The organism is Polaromonas sp., assembly GCF_029945925.1.
Classification (GTDB): domain Bacteria; phylum Pseudomonadota; class Gammaproteobacteria; order Burkholderiales; family Burkholderiaceae_C; genus Polaromonas.
On record NZ_JAQSDN010000037.1, the window covers coordinates 13,592 to 29,442 of the forward strand.

Sequence of the window (15,851 nt, forward strand, 5' to 3'; positions counted from 1 at the left end):
TGACTGCTGGCGCATGGTTTTCATGGGCCTGCTCCTCCTCGCCCCGGCAGCCCATGCCGTTGACGTGAACTTCAAACCGGTGACCGACGGTGTCTACGCCTACGTCGGCGACAAAGGCGCACGCACGTATGACAACGAGGGCCTGAACGCCAACATCGGGCTGATCGTGACGCCGGCTGGCGCGATACTGATCGACAGTGGCGCCACCTATCAGTCAGCCCGCAAGATTCATGAAGCCGTGCGACGCGTCACGCCGCAGCCCATCAAGTGGGTCATCAACACCGGCGGGCAAGACCACCGCTGGCTGGGCAATGGCTACTTTCTGGGGCAGGGGGCCGAGATCATCGCCCACGCCGACGCACGGGCCGACATGCTGGCGCGCGGTGGCGACCACCTGACGGGGCTGACGACCGCCCTCAAGGAGCGCGCCGACGGCACCTTGCCGACCTTGCCAACCCGGTTCATTGAAGGCCGTGATGCGCGACTGGAACTGGGCGGCATCACGCTGGAGCTACGGCACCGGGGCGGCGGCCACACGCCGGGCGACACGATGGTGTGGCTGCCCTCCAGGAAGGTATTGTTCAGCGGTGACATCGTCTACGTCAACCGCATGCTCGGCGTCATCCCTGTGAGTAACACCAAAGCCTGGCTGGCCGCATTCAAGATCATTGAAGACCTGCAACCCCTCTACATCGTGCCCGGCCACGGCGAGGTGACCGACCTGCCCACCGCCGCCGCCGACACACGCGACTACCTGCTGGCCCTGCGTGCCCACATGAAAAAGGCAGTGGATGAGGGAACGGACGTGAGCGCCGCGGTCAAGTCCTTCAATACGCAGCCTTTCCTGCGGCTGCTCAACGCCGCCGAGCTGATGCCGGGCAACGCCAGTCGCACCTATCTGGAGCTGGAACGTGAGTAAATCGCTGCCCAAAGGCATGAGCGCTGGGCAGTCGCCCGGCGTTTGAGACAGGCCTGCAGACGGCCATGCCTGGCAGGCGAGATGTTTAGCGCGCGCCTGCCACTGGTCAGGCGCGCAGCGCGGCTTGCGCCACACGCAGGCGCTCATCGAGATAGGCGCCGTAGAAGTCGGGAATATAGCCGCCCACCATGCGCTCGGCAATTTCCGCGCCGCCGCGCCCAAAAAACAGGACCGTAGGCGCGACCTTGATGCCCCAGCTGCGGATCAAGTCATCATGGGTGAGCGTCACGCCTTTGAAGTCCCTGACCAGCCTGCGGCTGCGCATGTCAACTTGCACCACCACCAGCCCGTGTTGCTCCCGCAGCGGAACGAGGTAGTTCTCGCGGGCCACGATACAGAACGGGCAGCCTTCCAGGCTGGCCATCACCACCAGGGGCAGGCCTTTTTTCAGGGCCTGCGCAAGTTCATCGCCCAGCGACAGCGCAGGGGGCAAGGTGGCCGGCGCGGCCGCCGTGGCTCCGCAGGCACAGGCTGCAGCGCCTGCCAGCAGCAGACGGCGGCGCGCGAGGGGGTAAGCGCCGGTACCCGTGGCGCCAGACATCAAGAGGGTCTTGGGCATCACTTGGTCTCCTGTTCCAGCAGCAGGTAGGTGTTGTAGGCGTTCATGCGGTTGGCGACACGAAACAGCGGCAGGTGTTCAAACCGCGTCCAGTCGGTGGCCTGGTAGGCTTCTTCAAAGGGTTCGAGATTCCTGGCCGCCTGCCCCATCGCGGTCCGGAGATAAACAAGGTAGTCGCGTGTGAGCTGCATGTCCTTGCGGGCCTCGGAAGACAGGGGCCCATGGCCAGGCACGATGACGGCCGTATCAAACGCGAGCAGATCGTCCAGCGCAACGATCCAGTGCCGGCTGTCAGCCTGACCGACGTACGGAATGCGGCTGCGAAAGACCAAGTCGCCAGCGAACAGCACCTTTTCCGAGGGCAGGTAGATCGCCAGGTCTTCCAGAGTATGCGACGGGCCCACGTGTTTGAGCTGGAAACGCACGCCGCCCACCACCAGTTCCTTGTCCTTGTCGATCCACTCGTCGGCCTCCACCAGCCGCGTCTGGGCATCGATCCAGGGCGCAAGTTCCTGGCGCGAGGTCTCCAGCCGCAGCCGGGCCGTCTCCGAAGTCATATACGCGCGCGCCGCACGGTGCGCCACGATGCGGGCTCCCTGCGCCTTGAAGGCCTGCAGGCCGTAGATGTGGTCGGCATGGTAGTGGGTCACGATCACATGCGTGACGGGTTGCGGCGTCACCTTGCGGATCTCGGCGATCAGGCGTGTCGCCAATGCCGGCGATCCCAGCGCATCGATCACCACCACGCCTGCCGGTGTGACCACAAATCCCGCGTTGGAAATGAAGTTCTGGTTGGCCGGTGAGCCCAGGGCCGATACGCCTTCGACATACCACGCAGAGGGCGACACCTTCTGCGCCACCATGGCAGGCACCGGGTCGGCGTAGACCGTCAAGGCGCTCAGCGCAGCCAACAGCGCGCCCAGGCCGCGCCAGCAAAAAGAATTTCCCGTCATCGCCATGCGTGTCCCCCACAAAACCGCAAACACCGCCCCGCCTCGCCTGTGCTGGTCAAAACAGCGCCCTTGAGCAAGATCAAAAGGCAACCGTGCCACTGAACTTACCATTAATATAAGCTAATACTGAATTATTTGGAACCGTCATGAACCTGGCAAGCCTTCTTGAGCGTTACGGTGAGAGCGCGGCCCTGGCGATCGGAGGGCTCGTGATCGGCGTCCTTTTTGGATTTTTTGCCCAGCGCTCAAAGTTTTGCCTGCGGGCCGCTGCCATCGAGTTCTGGCATGGAAAATTCGGTGAAAAGCTCTCCGTGTGGCTGCTGGCGTTTTCCAGCGCCGTGGTGGGTGTCCAGTTGCTGATCCTGACGCATTCGCTCGATGTGAGCACAGCGCGCCAGATCGCCGCGCGTGGCAGTCTCTCGGGGGCCTTGATCGGCGGCCTGCTGTTTGGCGCCGGCATGATCATGACCCGCGGTTGCGCCAGTCGCTTGCTGATCTTGTCTGCAAACGGCAATTTGCGGGCCTTGCTCTCAGGGCTGATCTTTGCCGTCACCGCGCAAGCTTCGCTCTCCGGGTCGCTGGCGCCCTTGCGCAACACCATCAGCGCCTGGTGGACAGTGGACGGCGGCCCCTCGCGTGATTTGCTGGCCATCACTGGCGCCGGCCACTGGGGCGGACTTCTTTTTGGCCTGGTGTGGCTTGCTGCAGCGCTTTTCTTTTCGGTGCGAAGCGGCTGGGGTTTGTGGAAATGGGTTGGCGGCATAGGCGCAGGCCTGATGGTGGCCGCAGGCTGGGGCTACACCCACCTCGTGTCGGTCACCACGTTTCAAGTGGTGCAAGTCCAGGGCCTGACCTTCAGCGGTCCTTCCGCGGAATGGCTGATGCGGGTGCTGTCTTCACCGGCGCCGGCGATCGGCTTTGACTTTGGCCTGCTGCCAGGTGTCTTCGTTGGCTCGTTTATCGGCGCCTGGATTGGCAAGGATCTCAAGCTGGAAGGTTTCACCGATGGTTACGGCATGCGCCGCTATATTGCGGGCGCCGTGTTCATGGGTTTTGGCTCCATGCTGGCGGGCGGCTGCGCCGTCGGCGCAGGCATCACCGGCGGGGCCATTTTTGCCTTGACGGCCTGGATCGCCCTGGTCGGCATGTGGGCTGGTGCAGGCCTGACGGATCGCCTGCTTGACGGCAAGCCCATCGGCGAGCGCATGGCCATGGGACGGCCCGCCCTGACTGCGCCCTGAGCGGCGGCGGGTTGTGCGTGTTTACCCGCGGTACATCGGGTCATTCATTGGCTATATTCATGTTGATTGATATCTAACAGAGGAGACCAGCCATGCACTTCAGGATTCACCTAGCCGCGGCTTTGCTCATGACAATCGCGGCAAGCGCCGCGGTGGCTCAGGATGCAAGCGCCATCCTGCACACGCGCGCCCTCGCCGCGACCTGCGCCAACTGCCATGGCACCGATGGCCGCACGGTGGATGGCTCGGCCATCCCCTCGCTGGTCGGCATGCCCAAGAGCTACATGGTCATGCAATTCAAGGCCTTCAAGGATGGCTCGCGCCCAGCCACGGTGATGCACCAGCTCGGCAAGGGCTTCACCGATGAGCAGATCGACAGCATCGCTACCTATTTCGCCGCAACCAAACGCTAAGCCGGAGAAGCACCATGAAAAGACGCAATTTTGTTCAGGCCTCCCTGGCCCTCGGCGCACTGGGCAGCATGGTCGGCTGCGCCACCACGGGCACCATCCCCAACCGGGCCAGGGTGCTCGTCATTGGCGGCGGCTACGGCGGCGCGACAGCGGCCAAGTATGTGCGCATGTTGTCGAACTACAAGATCGATGTGGTGATGGTCGAGCCCAACACCAACTTCGTTTCCTGCCCGATCTCCAATCTGGTGCTGGGCGGCTCCAAGACCATGGGCGACATCACCACGCCCTACGACAAACTCAGCGGCAAACACGGTGTCACCGTTGTCAAGGACATGGTCAGCACCATCGATGCCGCCAAAAAGACCGTGACGCTGGCCGGTGGCGCCACCATCGGTTACGACAAGCTGATCCTGTCTCCCGGCATCGACCTGATGTGGAACAGCATCGAAGGCCTGCAGGCCGCCAATGCGTCGGGGCAGATTTTGCAGGCGTGGAAAGCCGGCCCGGAAACCCTGGCGCTGCGCCGCCAGCTCGAAGCCATGCCCGACGGCGGTGTGTATGCCATCACCATTCCGCTGGCCCCCTACCGCTGCCCCCCCGGCCCATACGAGCGCGCCAGCCAGGTGGCCAGCTACTTCAAGAAGGCCAAGCCAAAATCCAAGGTCCTGATCCTGGACGCCAATCCGGATGTCACCTCCAAGGGGCCGCTGTTCAAGAAGTTCTGGGCAGAAAACTACCAGGGCATGCTGGAATACCGTGGCGCGCACAAGGCCATCGCGGTGGATGCCAGGACCAGCACGGTCAAGTTCGAGGTCCAAAACGATGTCAAGGCCGATGTACTCAATGTGCTGCCCAACATGAGCGCCGGCGCCATTGCCATGAAGTCCGGCCTGGCCAACGCCAACGCCCGCTGGTGCAACGTCGACTACCTGACGTTTGAATCCACAGCCGCCAAGGACGTGCACATCATTGGCGATTCAACACTTTCAGCGCCACTGATGCCCAAGTCCGGCCACATGGCCAATTCGCACGGCAAGGTCGTGGCGGCGGCCGTGGTGGCACAGCTCTCAGGCATGGCGGTCAACCCGAATCCGGTGCTGACCAACACCTGCTACAGCTTCGTCAATGACAAGCTGGTTGTTCACGTGGCGTCTGTGCACCAGTATGTGGCCGCCGAAAAAACATTCAAGACGGTGGCCGGTTCAGGGGGTGTTTCTGCCGCGCCCAATGAGCTGGAAGGCGTGTACGCCTGGAACTGGGCGCAGAACATCTGGGCCGATACGCTGCTGTGAGGATGTCGGCAACTTGTTTGCCGTCACCCTCCACCTTCTATCTTCCCCGGCACTTGCCGGGGATTCATTTTTTTTAAGGACGATTGATGCGCAAACTTATTCTTTCCCTGGCGATCGCCGTGTTCGCTGCCGGCACCGTCTCGGGCTGCGCCACCACCAGCCAGAGCGCTCATGCGTCCCAGCCGGTCAAGGCGGTCTATCACCTCACCACCGGCATTGAAACTGCTGCCGCCGCACTGAACAACATCCAGAACCATTTGAACGCGGACCCTAAAGCCAGGATTGTGGTGGTCACCAACGGGCCCGGTATCGACTTCATGCTTCAGGACGCGAAGGACAGTCGTGGGCGCGAGTTCAGCTCCACCGTCAGCACACTGGCAGGTCGTGGTGTCGAATTCCGGGTCTGCAACAACACGCTGACAACGCGCAACATTTCGCCGGGCAAGCTGCTGATGGAGGCAAAAGTTGTCCCTTCGGGCGTTGCAGAAGCAGCCAAACTGCAAGCCCAGGAAGGCTTCGTTTACATCAAGCCGTGATGCCGAGCTTCATCGGCCATTTTTTTCGTCCGTCTCGATCGCGATCTGCGTGCAGATCGCCCGGCACAGCGTCACAACCCGGTCGTTGATGATCCGGTAAAAAATCTGGACACCATCACGGCGCTTGCCAATGAAGCCGCTCTGATAAAGCGTATTCAGGTGCTGGGACATATTGGGCTGAGTGGTGTCGATTTCCATGAGCAGCTGGCTCACGTTTTTCTCGCCATTGCACAAGCTGCTGATGATCTTCAGCCGCATCGGTGCCGACATGGCCCGAAAAAGTTCTGCGGCGGACTCAAAAACCTGATCAGACTCGGTGATTGAAGATGAATCTGTTCCGCTTGCAAGCTTAGCCATAGGTGTCGATTTAGCCTCAAAGAAAGTCGATATTGTTCAATAATTTCGAATATACACTTGTTCTGCACCGTCGAGATCCGGCGCCCTGGGTCATGCCTTCCGTGAGGCAGGTCCACGTCGTCTTCGCAGCCCGCCGCGCGGCATTTTTGACTCACTTCGGTTGGCCTCAACAACTTCGGCGCCATTCGGCTTCAGCAGTTCCGCCAGACTCATCATGCTCGCAGCCGCATCCGCAGATGCCTGACGAACATGCTGCGTGGCGGGCCAATTTATACATATATCAACAAGTACTTTGTTGCTGGCGATGATCTTGCATGGCAAAGAAATGGGCCGGTTCGCGCCAGGCTGCCGGCCGGTGATCACACCGCATTGACTGCACGGCGGCTACACCTTGCCGCACTTGGACGTCCCCTTCCCGACTGCGTTCGCCCTGCTTGCCTACGCCCCCCAAGGTGGGTCTGCAGCGCAGCGGCGCGCAGTCAACGGAACTGATTTCCAACACGAACGTCAGAGACTGCGTCAGAAAACAAAAAAAGCGGCCGTTTGACGGGCCGCTTTTTTTGCATCTACCTTGTGAACCTGTTGATTCATCAGGAGATTGTTCTGGTGGCCTGGGGCGGAATCGAACCACCGACACAAGGATTTTCAATTCTTGAATTTATATATTTGCCTTTGTTGATTAATACCCATATAATCTATATAAATCAACGACTTAAAGGACTTTAGGCGCTCAACTAATGGTCTTAGTATTGATTTAATTACGCCAATATTCGGGAAAATTGCTTACATCCGCCGTTACATCCGGGCGATGTAAGCACCACCAGGGGTTCAACATGGCAAAGGTTGTTTTCACGGCCGGCAGGGTTAGCGGGTTCACCTGCCCGGCTGACAAGGCCCAAGCTTTTCTATGGGACGTGACTGCGCCGGGGTTGGCACTGCGGGCAACCCCGGCCGGGAAACCTGCCTATGTTTTTCAGGGCCGGTATCAAGACAAGACCATCCGCCTGACCATTGGGAGCCTTGACGTTTGGAGCATCGAGCAGGCGCGCAGCAAGGCCCGCGAATTGCAACGACTGATTGATGAAGGTCAAGACCCTCGAGAACTGAAACGTGGCGCATTGGCGGCAACAGCTGCAAAACAAGCTGCCGCTGCTGCCAATGCCGTGACTGTGGGCGAAGCATGGAGCCGCTACACCAAAGAACGCCGCCCACATTGGGGCGCCCTGACCATCCGGGACCATGACCTGCTCGCGCAAGAAGGGGGCATCCAACGCGAGCGCCGCCCCGGTGTTCTGACCAAGGCAGGGCCACTGGCTGAATTAATGCCGTTGCGCTTGGTCGATCTGACCGCGCCAGTAGTTGAGGCGTGGGCTGGCCGCGAAGCCAAAGAGCGCCCCGCCCGTGTTCGGTCTGCACTGCGATTATTGAAGGCGTTTCTACGTTGGGCCGCGTCTGAAGCAGACCTAAAAGGCAAGGCTGATCCCACCGCAGCGAGCGCCAAAAAGACCCGCGAACTCGCAGGCAAAGCCAAACCCAAAAACGACTATCTCCAACGCGAACAACTGCCCGCATGGTTTGATCATGTTCGCCAGATACCTAACCCTGTTATCAGTGCTTACCTGCAATGCCTGCTACTCACAGGCGCACGCCGAGAGGAGCTGGCCGCGTTGAAATGGGAGGACGTGAACTTTCAATGGAAGGGCATCGACTTGAAGGACAAGATAGAAGGACGCCGAGCCGTGCCTTTAACGCCGTTTGTGGCGCAATTACTGGCCGGCCTGCCCAAGCGCAACGAGTGGGTGTTTTCAAGCGTACTGGTGCTAGACCCAACCCAAAAGAACACGGAACGCCGCGCCCGCTATCACGAAGCCAAAGGACATGCTGCGCCAGTGGGTGACGTATCGACCCGCAGCGCATCAGGCCGATTGACTGACCCAAGCATTGCCCACCGCAAGGCATGCACCGCTGCCGGGCTGGTGCTGACCTTGCACGGGTTGCGTCGCTCCTTTGCCAGTTTGTGCGAGTGGCTGGACATACCCGGCGGAATCAGTGCACAGATTCAAGGCCATGCGCCCCAAGGTGTGCGTGAACAGAACTACATCCGCCGCCCCCTCGACCTGCTGCGTGTTCACCACGAGAAAATCGAGGCGTGGATTTTGGGGCAAGCCGGGATTGTGTTTGATCCCAAGGCCGAGCCGGGCAAGCTGCAATTGGTGGCGCACGCCGCATAACCGCTTAGCACCAGACAGGACAGGACTAACTACCCTGACCGATGAGGAAAACCTTTATGCCGATGCACTGAAGAACTTTCATGCGCTTTCAGAAGCCGCATGACGCGCAAGTCAATCAATCGCTGGCGGCTAGATCGGCAAAGTTGGGCTGGTCATGTACCGGCTGGATCGCATCAACCTCTGGTGTTTTGCCCGCTTGGAATCTCTCCAATTCCTTCAACCTCACCTGATAGACTGCCCCGACGGACCTACAGCGTTCGGGCGCCTATATCCAACTACCGCAACCCGCTAGATTGTTACCGGAACATGAACCTCGTTAAGTCCAAACAACGCGTTTCCGACCACGGGGAGGTCTTCACTCCCGCGTGGATGGTCGAGGCAATGCTCGATCTCGTCAAGGGCGAGACCGAACGTATAGACTCGCGTTTCTTGGAGCCAGCGTGCGGGAGCGGCAACTTCCTCGTGCAGATCCTGCGCCGCAAGCTGGCCGCAGTGGAACTCAAATACGGGAAGTCAGATTTCGAGCGAAGTCACTATGCGCTGCTCGGACTGATGTGTCTCTATGGCATCGAACTGCTGCCAGACAACATTGTCGAGTGCCGCGCGAACATGCTGGAGATTTTTTCCGAGTATCTGCAGCTTGATGAGACAGATGACCTGTACCGCGCCGCTTTCTATGTGCTTTCGCAAAACCTCGTGCACGGTGATGCCATGACGATGCGCACCCAAGAGGCCCTGCCAATCACCTTTGCCGAGTGGGCCTATCTGGGCAAGGGCCGGTTCCAGCGGCGTGACTTCCGTCTTGACGTTCTCACCGGTTCGTCGGCATTCAGCTCCGAGGGGTCGCTCTTCGCCCAGCTCGGCAAGCACGAAATTTTCACGCCTACCAAAACTTACCCGCCCATGGTGGTGAACGAGCTGGCCACCAGTGTTCAGGAGGCCCCGGCATGACTAACCAGGCCAGTTTTACCTTGCGCAACCGCAACCCCGACGTGCTGACGTGCATAGCCAACCTCTCCAACGACGAAGTGTTCACGCCGCCGGAGTTCGCCAACAAAATGTTGGACACACTCGCCGGGGCGTGGGCGGCCAGCAACAATGGCGCGAACCTCTGGGCCGACAAGACGGTCAGGTTTTTGGACCCCTGCACCAAATCCGGCGTGTTTTTGCGCGAGATCACCAGCCGCCTCACCCAAGGACTAGATAAGGAGATTCCGAACCTAGAGAAGCGGGTGAATCACATCCTCACCAAGCAAGTGTTTGGCATCGGCATTACGCAAATCACCAGCCTTTTGGCCCGCCGAAGCGTCTATTGCTCCAAGCGCGCCAACGGCTCACACTCCATCGTCAAATCCTTCGCCAGCGATGATGGAAACATTTGGTTCAAGCGTATGAAGCACACGTGGGCTGGTGAAAAGTGCAAATTTTGTGGTGCTGGAAAATCAGTTTTTGATCGTGCGGCTGGCCTGGAAACCCACGCTTACGCGTTCATTCACACCGACAAGATTAGCGCTTGGGTGTCGCAACAATTTGGAGTGAATATGCAATTTGACGTGATCATCGGAAATCCCCCCTATCAATTGGCGAGTGACGGCGGCACTCGCGACGTTCCAATTTATCAACGCTTTGTTGAGCAAGCCAAGATGCTTCAGCCTAGATTTCTGAGCATGGTCATCCCATCGCGCTGGATGGCTTCAGGGCTTGGTCTGAGCGAGTTCCGCCAGACGATGCTTGAGGACCGGCGCATGCTCGAACTTGTCGATTATCCGGCTGCAAACGACGTGTTCCCCGGGGTCGAGGTGAAGGCAGGGGTGTGTTACTTCCTTTGGGACTCAGCTCACAGTGGCGACTGCAAAGTAACAACGATTCGTGGCGCTGAGGTTGTTGGGCCAGTTCAGCGAAAACTGGGTGAGTACGACGTTTTCGTCCGGGACGCCCGTGCCGTATCCATTTTGCACAAGGTGCTAGCTCACGACGAAACGTCCATCAACACGATTCTCGCCCGAGACAAAGAATTCGGCTGGACATCCAACTTCGACGGTTTCCACGAAAAGGAGCGTTCGGGCGACCTGCCGATTTACTACATTCGTAAGATGAAGCGCGACGTAGGCTACATCGAACGAGACGCGGTGACCAAGAGCGCGCAAATGATCGATACCTGGAAGGTCCTTGTTCCCCAGGCGTTCAATGGCGGAGACGGACTTCCCCACCAAATATTGGGTAAGCCCTTGATTGCTCCGTCGCCGTCTGTTTGCACCCAGTCATTCCTGTTCTTTAACGTTCGCTCACGCAAGGAGGCCATGAGCCTCCAGTCTTATTACACAACGCGATTTTTTCGATTCCTCGTTTCTGTGCGAAAGATCACTCAACACGCCACTCACTCAACTTACGTTTGGGTGCCGATGCAGACTTGGGACCGTACATGGACGGACGAAGCTCTGTATGCTAAGTATGGGATCACGCTAAAGGAGCAGGCATACATCGATTCGCAGGTTAGGGCGATGAACCTTGACGACAGTGCCGATGAGTAAAACTATCGATCAAATCCTTTTGCCGAAGCCGGTAGCGCGACCACGCATCTACGCCTACTCCATCGCGGACAAGGCGCACGCCGGTCTGCTCAAAGTGGGTCAGACCACGCGCAATGTGAAACAGCGCGTCGCCGAACAGCTTAAGACTGCCGCGATTAAGAACTACAAGATTGAGCTCGAAGAGTCCGGAGAGCGCGACGACGGCACGATCTTTACCGATCACGAGGTACGCGCAGCCCTCGCCAGGAAGGGGATCAAGAACACCGAGCTAGAGTGGATGCGCTGCACGCTTAAGGATGTGAAGACCGTGCTCACAGAGCTTCGCACGGGAAAGAAGTTCACCGGCACGCACTCTCAGACCTTCGCGATGCGGAAGGAACAGGCTGTAGCGGTGGACAAGACCTATGACTACTTCCACTCCATCTGGGCGGAGGATAAAAAAGCCGCCCCGCGCTTTCTATGGAATGCCAAGATGCGCTTTGGCAAAACCTTCACCAGCTACCAGCTCGCAAAAAAACTCGGGGCGAAGCGAGTGCTGGTGCTTACCTTCAAGCCCGCCGTGGAGGACGCGTGGCAGACCGACCTCGAATCGCACGCGGACTTTGACGGCTGGCAATACATGTCAAGAAATTCCGATAGCGACCCGACCAAGATCTCCAAGAACAAGCCGCTGGTCTATTTCGGTTCCTTTCAAGATCTGCTGGGGCGTGATTCGGTGGGTAACATCAAAGCCAAGAATGAGTGGCTGCATGTAGTGAAATGGGATTTGGTGGTGTTTGACGAATATCACTTCGGCGCGTGGCGCGACACCGCCAAGGAATTGTTTGAGGGCGAAGACGCTGCAGTCGCAAAGAAGGAGACCAACCTGGAATACGCCGCCGGTCTGGAAGACGTGAACGAAGACCTCGGCGTGCTCTCCACTAAGGAGACCCAGTTCCTGCCCATCACCACCAAAGCCTACCTCTATCTCTCCGGCACGCCCTTCAAGGCGCTGGCCACAGGCGAGTTTATCGAAGAGCAGATTTTCAATTGGACCTACACCGACGAGCAGCGCGCTAAGGAGGAGTTTGCAAAGAAGAGCCCCACCAAATGGAACCCTTATGGCGCGCTGCCGCAGATGCGGCTGCTCACCTATCAGATGCCGGACGAGCTGGTGGCGATTGCGAGTGCCGGGGAGTTTGATGAGTTCGATCTCAACGCGTTTTTTGAGGCTACTGGAACAGGCGCCAAGGCGCAGTTCAAGCACAAGAGCGATGTACAGAAGTGGCTGGATATCATTCGTGGCGGCTATGCGCCGAGGGCTGTAGAACATCTCAAGACTGGCACCCGGCCGCCGTTCCCTTATTCGGACGTGCGCCTGCTCCCATATCTCCAGCACTCGTTTTGGTTTCTGCCCAACGTCGCGGCCTGCCACGCGATGGCGAATCTGTTGGCCGAGAAGCACAATGTTTTCTGGCACGACTACGACGCGCTTGTCGCCGCTGGTGCCACGGCGGGTATCGGTTTGGAGGCGCTGCCACCCGTGCGTGAGGCCATCGGCAGCGGCTTCGAAACCAAGACCATCACGCTCTCGTGTGGCAAGCTCACGACCGGCGTCACTGTGGCGCAGTGGTCGTCTATTCTGATGCTGCGCAATCTGAAGTCGCCAGAGACCTACTTTCAGGCGGCGTTTCGCGTGCAGTCGCCTTGGTCGATCAAGAACCCCAACGGTGACGACCCGAAGGAGGAGGAAATCCTCAAGCCGATTTGTTTCGTGTTCGACTTCGCACCCACGCGGGCGCTGCGGCAGCTCTCTGAATACGGGATCGGGCTCTCGCCCAACGAGTTGAACCCAGAAAACGCCGTCAAGGACCTCGTATCGTTTCTGCCTGTCCTTGCCTACGACGGTGCGAATATGACGCAAATCGATGCGGGCGGCATCCTCGACATCGCAATGGCCGGGACCTCAGCCACGCTGCTTGCACGCAAATGGGAGAGTGCACTGCTCGTCAATGTGGATAACGACACCCTGCGCCGTATCCTCGACAACCCAGAGGCGATGGCTGCCATGGAACGCATCGAAGGGTGGCGCGCTCTTGGTGACAACATCATCGAAACAATCATCAATAAGAGTGATCTCGTGAAGAAGCTAAAGGATAAGGCGAAGGGCAAGGACTTGTCGACCAAAGAGAAGAAGATGCTAACCGAGGAGGAGAAGGAATATAAGTCCAAGCGGAAGCTGATACAGGAGAAACTCATCAAGTTCGCGACCCGAATTCCAGCCTTCATGTATCTGACCGATTTCAGAGAGAACAAGCTGCAAGACGTGATCACCAAAATTGAGCCCGGCTTGTTCGAGACGGTCACGGGGCTGACCGTGAAGGACTTTCACCTGCTCGTGCGTCTCAAGGTGTTTAACACCGAGCAGATGAATCAGGCCGTCTTTGCATTCCGGCGGTATGAAGATGCGTCGCTCCGCTATACCGGTGTCGAGAGCCACAAGGGCCTTACTCATTACGGCTTATATGACACCGTGGTTGCGAGGGAGTGAGACGCAGGGTGGCACAGTCAATACAAGGGGAAAAGTAAGCATGTTCGAGATTATTGGCATAGCAGCTGTAGTTTGGTTTGGGTGGCAGGTCTTCAAGGCAATAGCCGGGATAGCGATAAAGAAAACACTTTTTGATTCCGTTGATTACGCCGTGAGACAGGGTGTTCCCCTTGGCCCGGCAATGGTGATCATCGAACAGCCTGAGGTCGTTAAGACGGTCCGCAGAGACTTGGCGAAGGGAAATCGGGCCTTTGGCGCCCTAGACATTCATGAGCAATATGGCCACGCGATCGTGGCCCTGTATTCAAGTACACCCAAGGTTGAGAACCAGAATCGAACAGAGCAGAAGGTTACGAGCTTCCAGCAACCGCAAGTAGCCGAGCCGAGGTCTTCGGTGGTTTCTGGTGCAGCAATCACCGCGCAAACATATGAACAGTCTGTTGCTGCCTACGAACGCGAGGATTACCAAATAGCTTTTGAGGGGTTTAAAAACCTAGCCGAGCAAGGCGATGCCTCGGCGCAGAACAACTTAGGGCAGATGTACGTGAAGGGCGAAGGCGCAGCAAGAGATCCCACACAAGCCCTTAACTGGTGGACCAAAGCAGCCGCACAGGGTTATGTCGATGCGCAGTTCAATTTGGGGCGACTGTATGCCAAAGGAGAAGGCGTGTCCCAGGATTACCAGCAAGCAGCAGCGTGGTATCGCAAAGCTGCTGAGCAGGGGGAAGCCGATGCACAGTTCATCCTGGGTCAAATGTATGCCAAAGGCGAAGGCGTGCCACAAGACGACCAGCAAGTCGTTGCGTGGTATCTCAAAGCCGCTGCGAAAGGACATGCCCGAGCCCAATTCAACCTAGGCGTGAAGTTTTACACCGGGGCAGCTGGCGTGTCCCAGGATTACCAGCAAGCAGCAGCGTGGTATCGCAAAGCTGCTGAGCAGGGTCATGCCGGGGCGCAGTACAACTTAGGCTCGATGTACTACAACGCCCTAGGCGTTTCCAAGGACGTGCAGATGGCTTATTTTTGGTGGCTTCTGTCCAGCGCACAGGGCGATAAAAATGCAACAAAGGGGCGCGATATTTCTGAGCAGCAGTTGTCACCCGACCAACGGGCCGCCACCCGAGGCTCCGTGCGCAAGTGGGAACCGAAAACCGCCGAGCAATCCAGCGACGCCACCTGCTGACGGTGGCCGAATAAAGATGGAGGCGGCAAACGGCGGCGATTTTCGGTACGTACGAATGCCATTACAGCTTTAGCAGGCAACCAGCGTATTCATCAAAAATATCGGTGCCGATATACAGCCGATAAATTCAAAACAATCAGTGCTTCTTAAATAGAAGTTCTTTCATACTTCTAAGCGATGTACTAACGATGTGTAGTCTTTAGATTCATGCGATATACAGCCGATAAATAGACCCGCCTTTGAAGGCACAAAAGGTCTGACCAACCGTCCAACATCCGCATGCTCTGGGCAAAGGGCCTGGAGGACGGTGGCCCGGAGGCGTAGCCGGGAGGGTCACAAGTCCGACATGCCCCATGGGCATGGGCCTTATCGAGACAAAGAGCCGACCAATTTACGGGGCAACAGGCTTGTTCAGTGGTTTTTTGTCGGCACTTCAATAGCAAATTAGTCCCCAGCCACCGGGGCTGCGTCGTGGACCCTCCGTCGCTGCGCGCCGGTCTCCACTCCTTGTCCCTAAGCTGGTGACTAATTTCTTGGCTCGTGATTCCTGGCCGCAAACCCCGAGATACACAGTTTCCCGTTTTTCCCGCTCTTCCTGTTTCGGGGTATTCCGGACCTTCTGGGTATGTTCCCGTTTTCCCGGTTTACCCGCCCCCTCTATAAGAGGGGGTGGAACCGGGAAGGGCAACCCGGTCAGCTTAAAGTTGATGCGGTTGGTTGTCCCACAACAAATCCCCGTTCCTACCCATCAGGTCTTTGCCCACAAGCCCGGCAATTGCCGCTTTGGCGCGCTCCTTTTTGTATTTAGGTGCCACCGGCATCAAAGGCGCAACAATCGCAAGCGCATCATCAAGGCTAATGCACGGCCTTCCAGGTGGTGTGCCATCCTTGTCAACATCCAAAGACTTGCTAAGCGACTCCTTCAGGGCACTATGAGCTGTGGTTTGATTAGTCCCGAGGGTCGGCATTTTCTTTTGAATGGCTCGCGCCGAGGGGGTGTCTGAATTTCTGTGTGTGAGGCGAGATTGCCTGCCCGAGGTTTGGGC

The 15,851-nt window shown here is 58.2% G+C and carries 13 protein-coding genes, 1 tRNA gene and 1 pseudogene; 10 read left to right on the top strand and 5 right to left on the bottom strand.

What is annotated here, in order from left to right:
- The first annotated feature begins 22 nt into the window (after positions 1 to 22).
- A complete protein-coding gene (locus PSV40_RS11195; protein ID WP_300537453.1) occupies positions 23 to 919 on the top strand; it encodes an MBL fold metallo-hydrolase in 897 nt (298 codons plus the stop codon).
- 106 nt (positions 920 to 1,025) lie between these two features.
- Here PSV40_RS11195 and PSV40_RS11200 read toward each other — a convergent pair whose 3' ends face one another.
- Together PSV40_RS11200 and PSV40_RS11205 are read right to left on the bottom strand one after the other, a co-directional pair.
- Entirely contained in the window at positions 1,026 to 1,538 is a 513-nt protein-coding gene (locus tag PSV40_RS11200; protein ID WP_300537455.1) for a hypothetical protein, read from the bottom strand.
- Entirely contained in the window at positions 1,538 to 2,401 is an 864-nt protein-coding gene (locus PSV40_RS11205; RefSeq protein WP_300537475.1) for an MBL fold metallo-hydrolase, read from the bottom strand. The genes PSV40_RS11200 and PSV40_RS11205 overlap by 1 nt, the downstream gene beginning before the upstream one ends.
- 236 nt (positions 2,402 to 2,637) lie before the next feature.
- Between PSV40_RS11205 and PSV40_RS11210 the strand changes: the two genes are divergently transcribed.
- The 4 genes from PSV40_RS11210 (at position 2,638) to PSV40_RS11225 (ending at position 5,973) form a co-directional block, all read left to right on the top strand.
- Positions 2,638 to 3,732 (top strand): YeeE/YedE family protein, encoded by a 1,095-nt coding sequence (locus PSV40_RS11210; RefSeq protein ID WP_300537457.1) that lies wholly within the window; start codon positions 2,638 to 2,640, stop codon positions 3,730 to 3,732.
- A 128-nt stretch (positions 3,733 to 3,860) separates the two neighbouring features.
- Positions 3,861 to 4,145, top strand: coding sequence for a c-type cytochrome (locus tag PSV40_RS11215; protein WP_300537458.1), 285 nt, complete (start codon positions 3,861 to 3,863; stop codon positions 4,143 to 4,145).
- A 14-nt stretch (positions 4,146 to 4,159) separates the two neighbouring features.
- Positions 4,160 to 5,437: an NAD(P)/FAD-dependent oxidoreductase gene (locus PSV40_RS11220; protein ID WP_300537460.1), complete on the top strand. Its 1,278-nt coding sequence runs from the start codon at positions 4,160 to 4,162 to the stop codon at positions 5,435 to 5,437.
- Positions 5,438 to 5,523: 86 nt separating this feature from the next.
- Positions 5,524 to 5,973: a DsrE family protein gene (locus PSV40_RS11225; protein WP_300537462.1), complete on the top strand. Its 450-nt coding sequence runs from the start codon at positions 5,524 to 5,526 to the stop codon at positions 5,971 to 5,973.
- A 9-nt stretch (positions 5,974 to 5,982) separates the two neighbouring features.
- Here PSV40_RS11225 and PSV40_RS11230 read toward each other — a convergent pair whose 3' ends face one another.
- Together PSV40_RS11230 and PSV40_RS11235 are read right to left on the bottom strand one after the other, a co-directional pair.
- Positions 5,983 to 6,330 (bottom strand): metalloregulator ArsR/SmtB family transcription factor, encoded by a 348-nt coding sequence (locus PSV40_RS11230; RefSeq protein WP_300537464.1) that lies wholly within the window; start codon positions 6,328 to 6,330, stop codon positions 5,983 to 5,985.
- A 604-nt stretch (positions 6,331 to 6,934) separates the two neighbouring features.
- Positions 6,935 to 7,001, bottom strand: a tRNA-Phe gene (locus tag PSV40_RS11235).
- Between the two features lie 162 nt (positions 7,002 to 7,163).
- On the opposite strand from PSV40_RS11235, the gene PSV40_RS11240 reads away from it, so the two are divergent.
- The 5 genes from PSV40_RS11240 to PSV40_RS11260 all read left to right on the top strand — a co-directional run bounded on the left by PSV40_RS11240 (position 7,164) and on the right by PSV40_RS11260 (position 14,805).
- Complete coding sequence (locus PSV40_RS11240) at positions 7,164 to 8,561, top strand: integrase family protein (RefSeq protein WP_300537466.1); 1,398 nt, start codon at positions 7,164 to 7,166, stop codon at positions 8,559 to 8,561.
- 306 nt (positions 8,562 to 8,867) lie between these two features.
- Entirely contained in the window at positions 8,868 to 9,512 is a 645-nt protein-coding gene (locus PSV40_RS11245; protein WP_300537468.1) for an N-6 DNA methylase, read from the top strand.
- Positions 9,509 to 11,092: an Eco57I restriction-modification methylase domain-containing protein gene (locus PSV40_RS11250; protein ID WP_300537470.1), complete on the top strand. Its 1,584-nt coding sequence runs from the start codon at positions 9,509 to 9,511 to the stop codon at positions 11,090 to 11,092. Before PSV40_RS11245 ends, PSV40_RS11250 begins: the two co-directional genes overlap by 4 nt.
- Complete coding sequence (locus PSV40_RS11255) at positions 11,085 to 13,622, top strand: GIY-YIG nuclease family protein (RefSeq protein ID WP_300537472.1); 2,538 nt, start codon at positions 11,085 to 11,087, stop codon at positions 13,620 to 13,622. Before PSV40_RS11250 ends, PSV40_RS11255 begins: the two co-directional genes overlap by 8 nt.
- Positions 13,623 to 13,662: 40 nt before the next feature.
- Positions 13,663 to 14,805: a tetratricopeptide repeat protein gene (locus tag PSV40_RS11260; protein ID WP_300537474.1), complete on the top strand. Its 1,143-nt coding sequence runs from the start codon at positions 13,663 to 13,665 to the stop codon at positions 14,803 to 14,805.
- Between the two features lie 698 nt (positions 14,806 to 15,503).
- Here the strand turns inward: PSV40_RS11260 and PSV40_RS11265 are convergent.
- Positions 15,504 to 15,851, bottom strand: a pseudogene (locus PSV40_RS11265) (hypothetical protein); the annotation flags it as partial.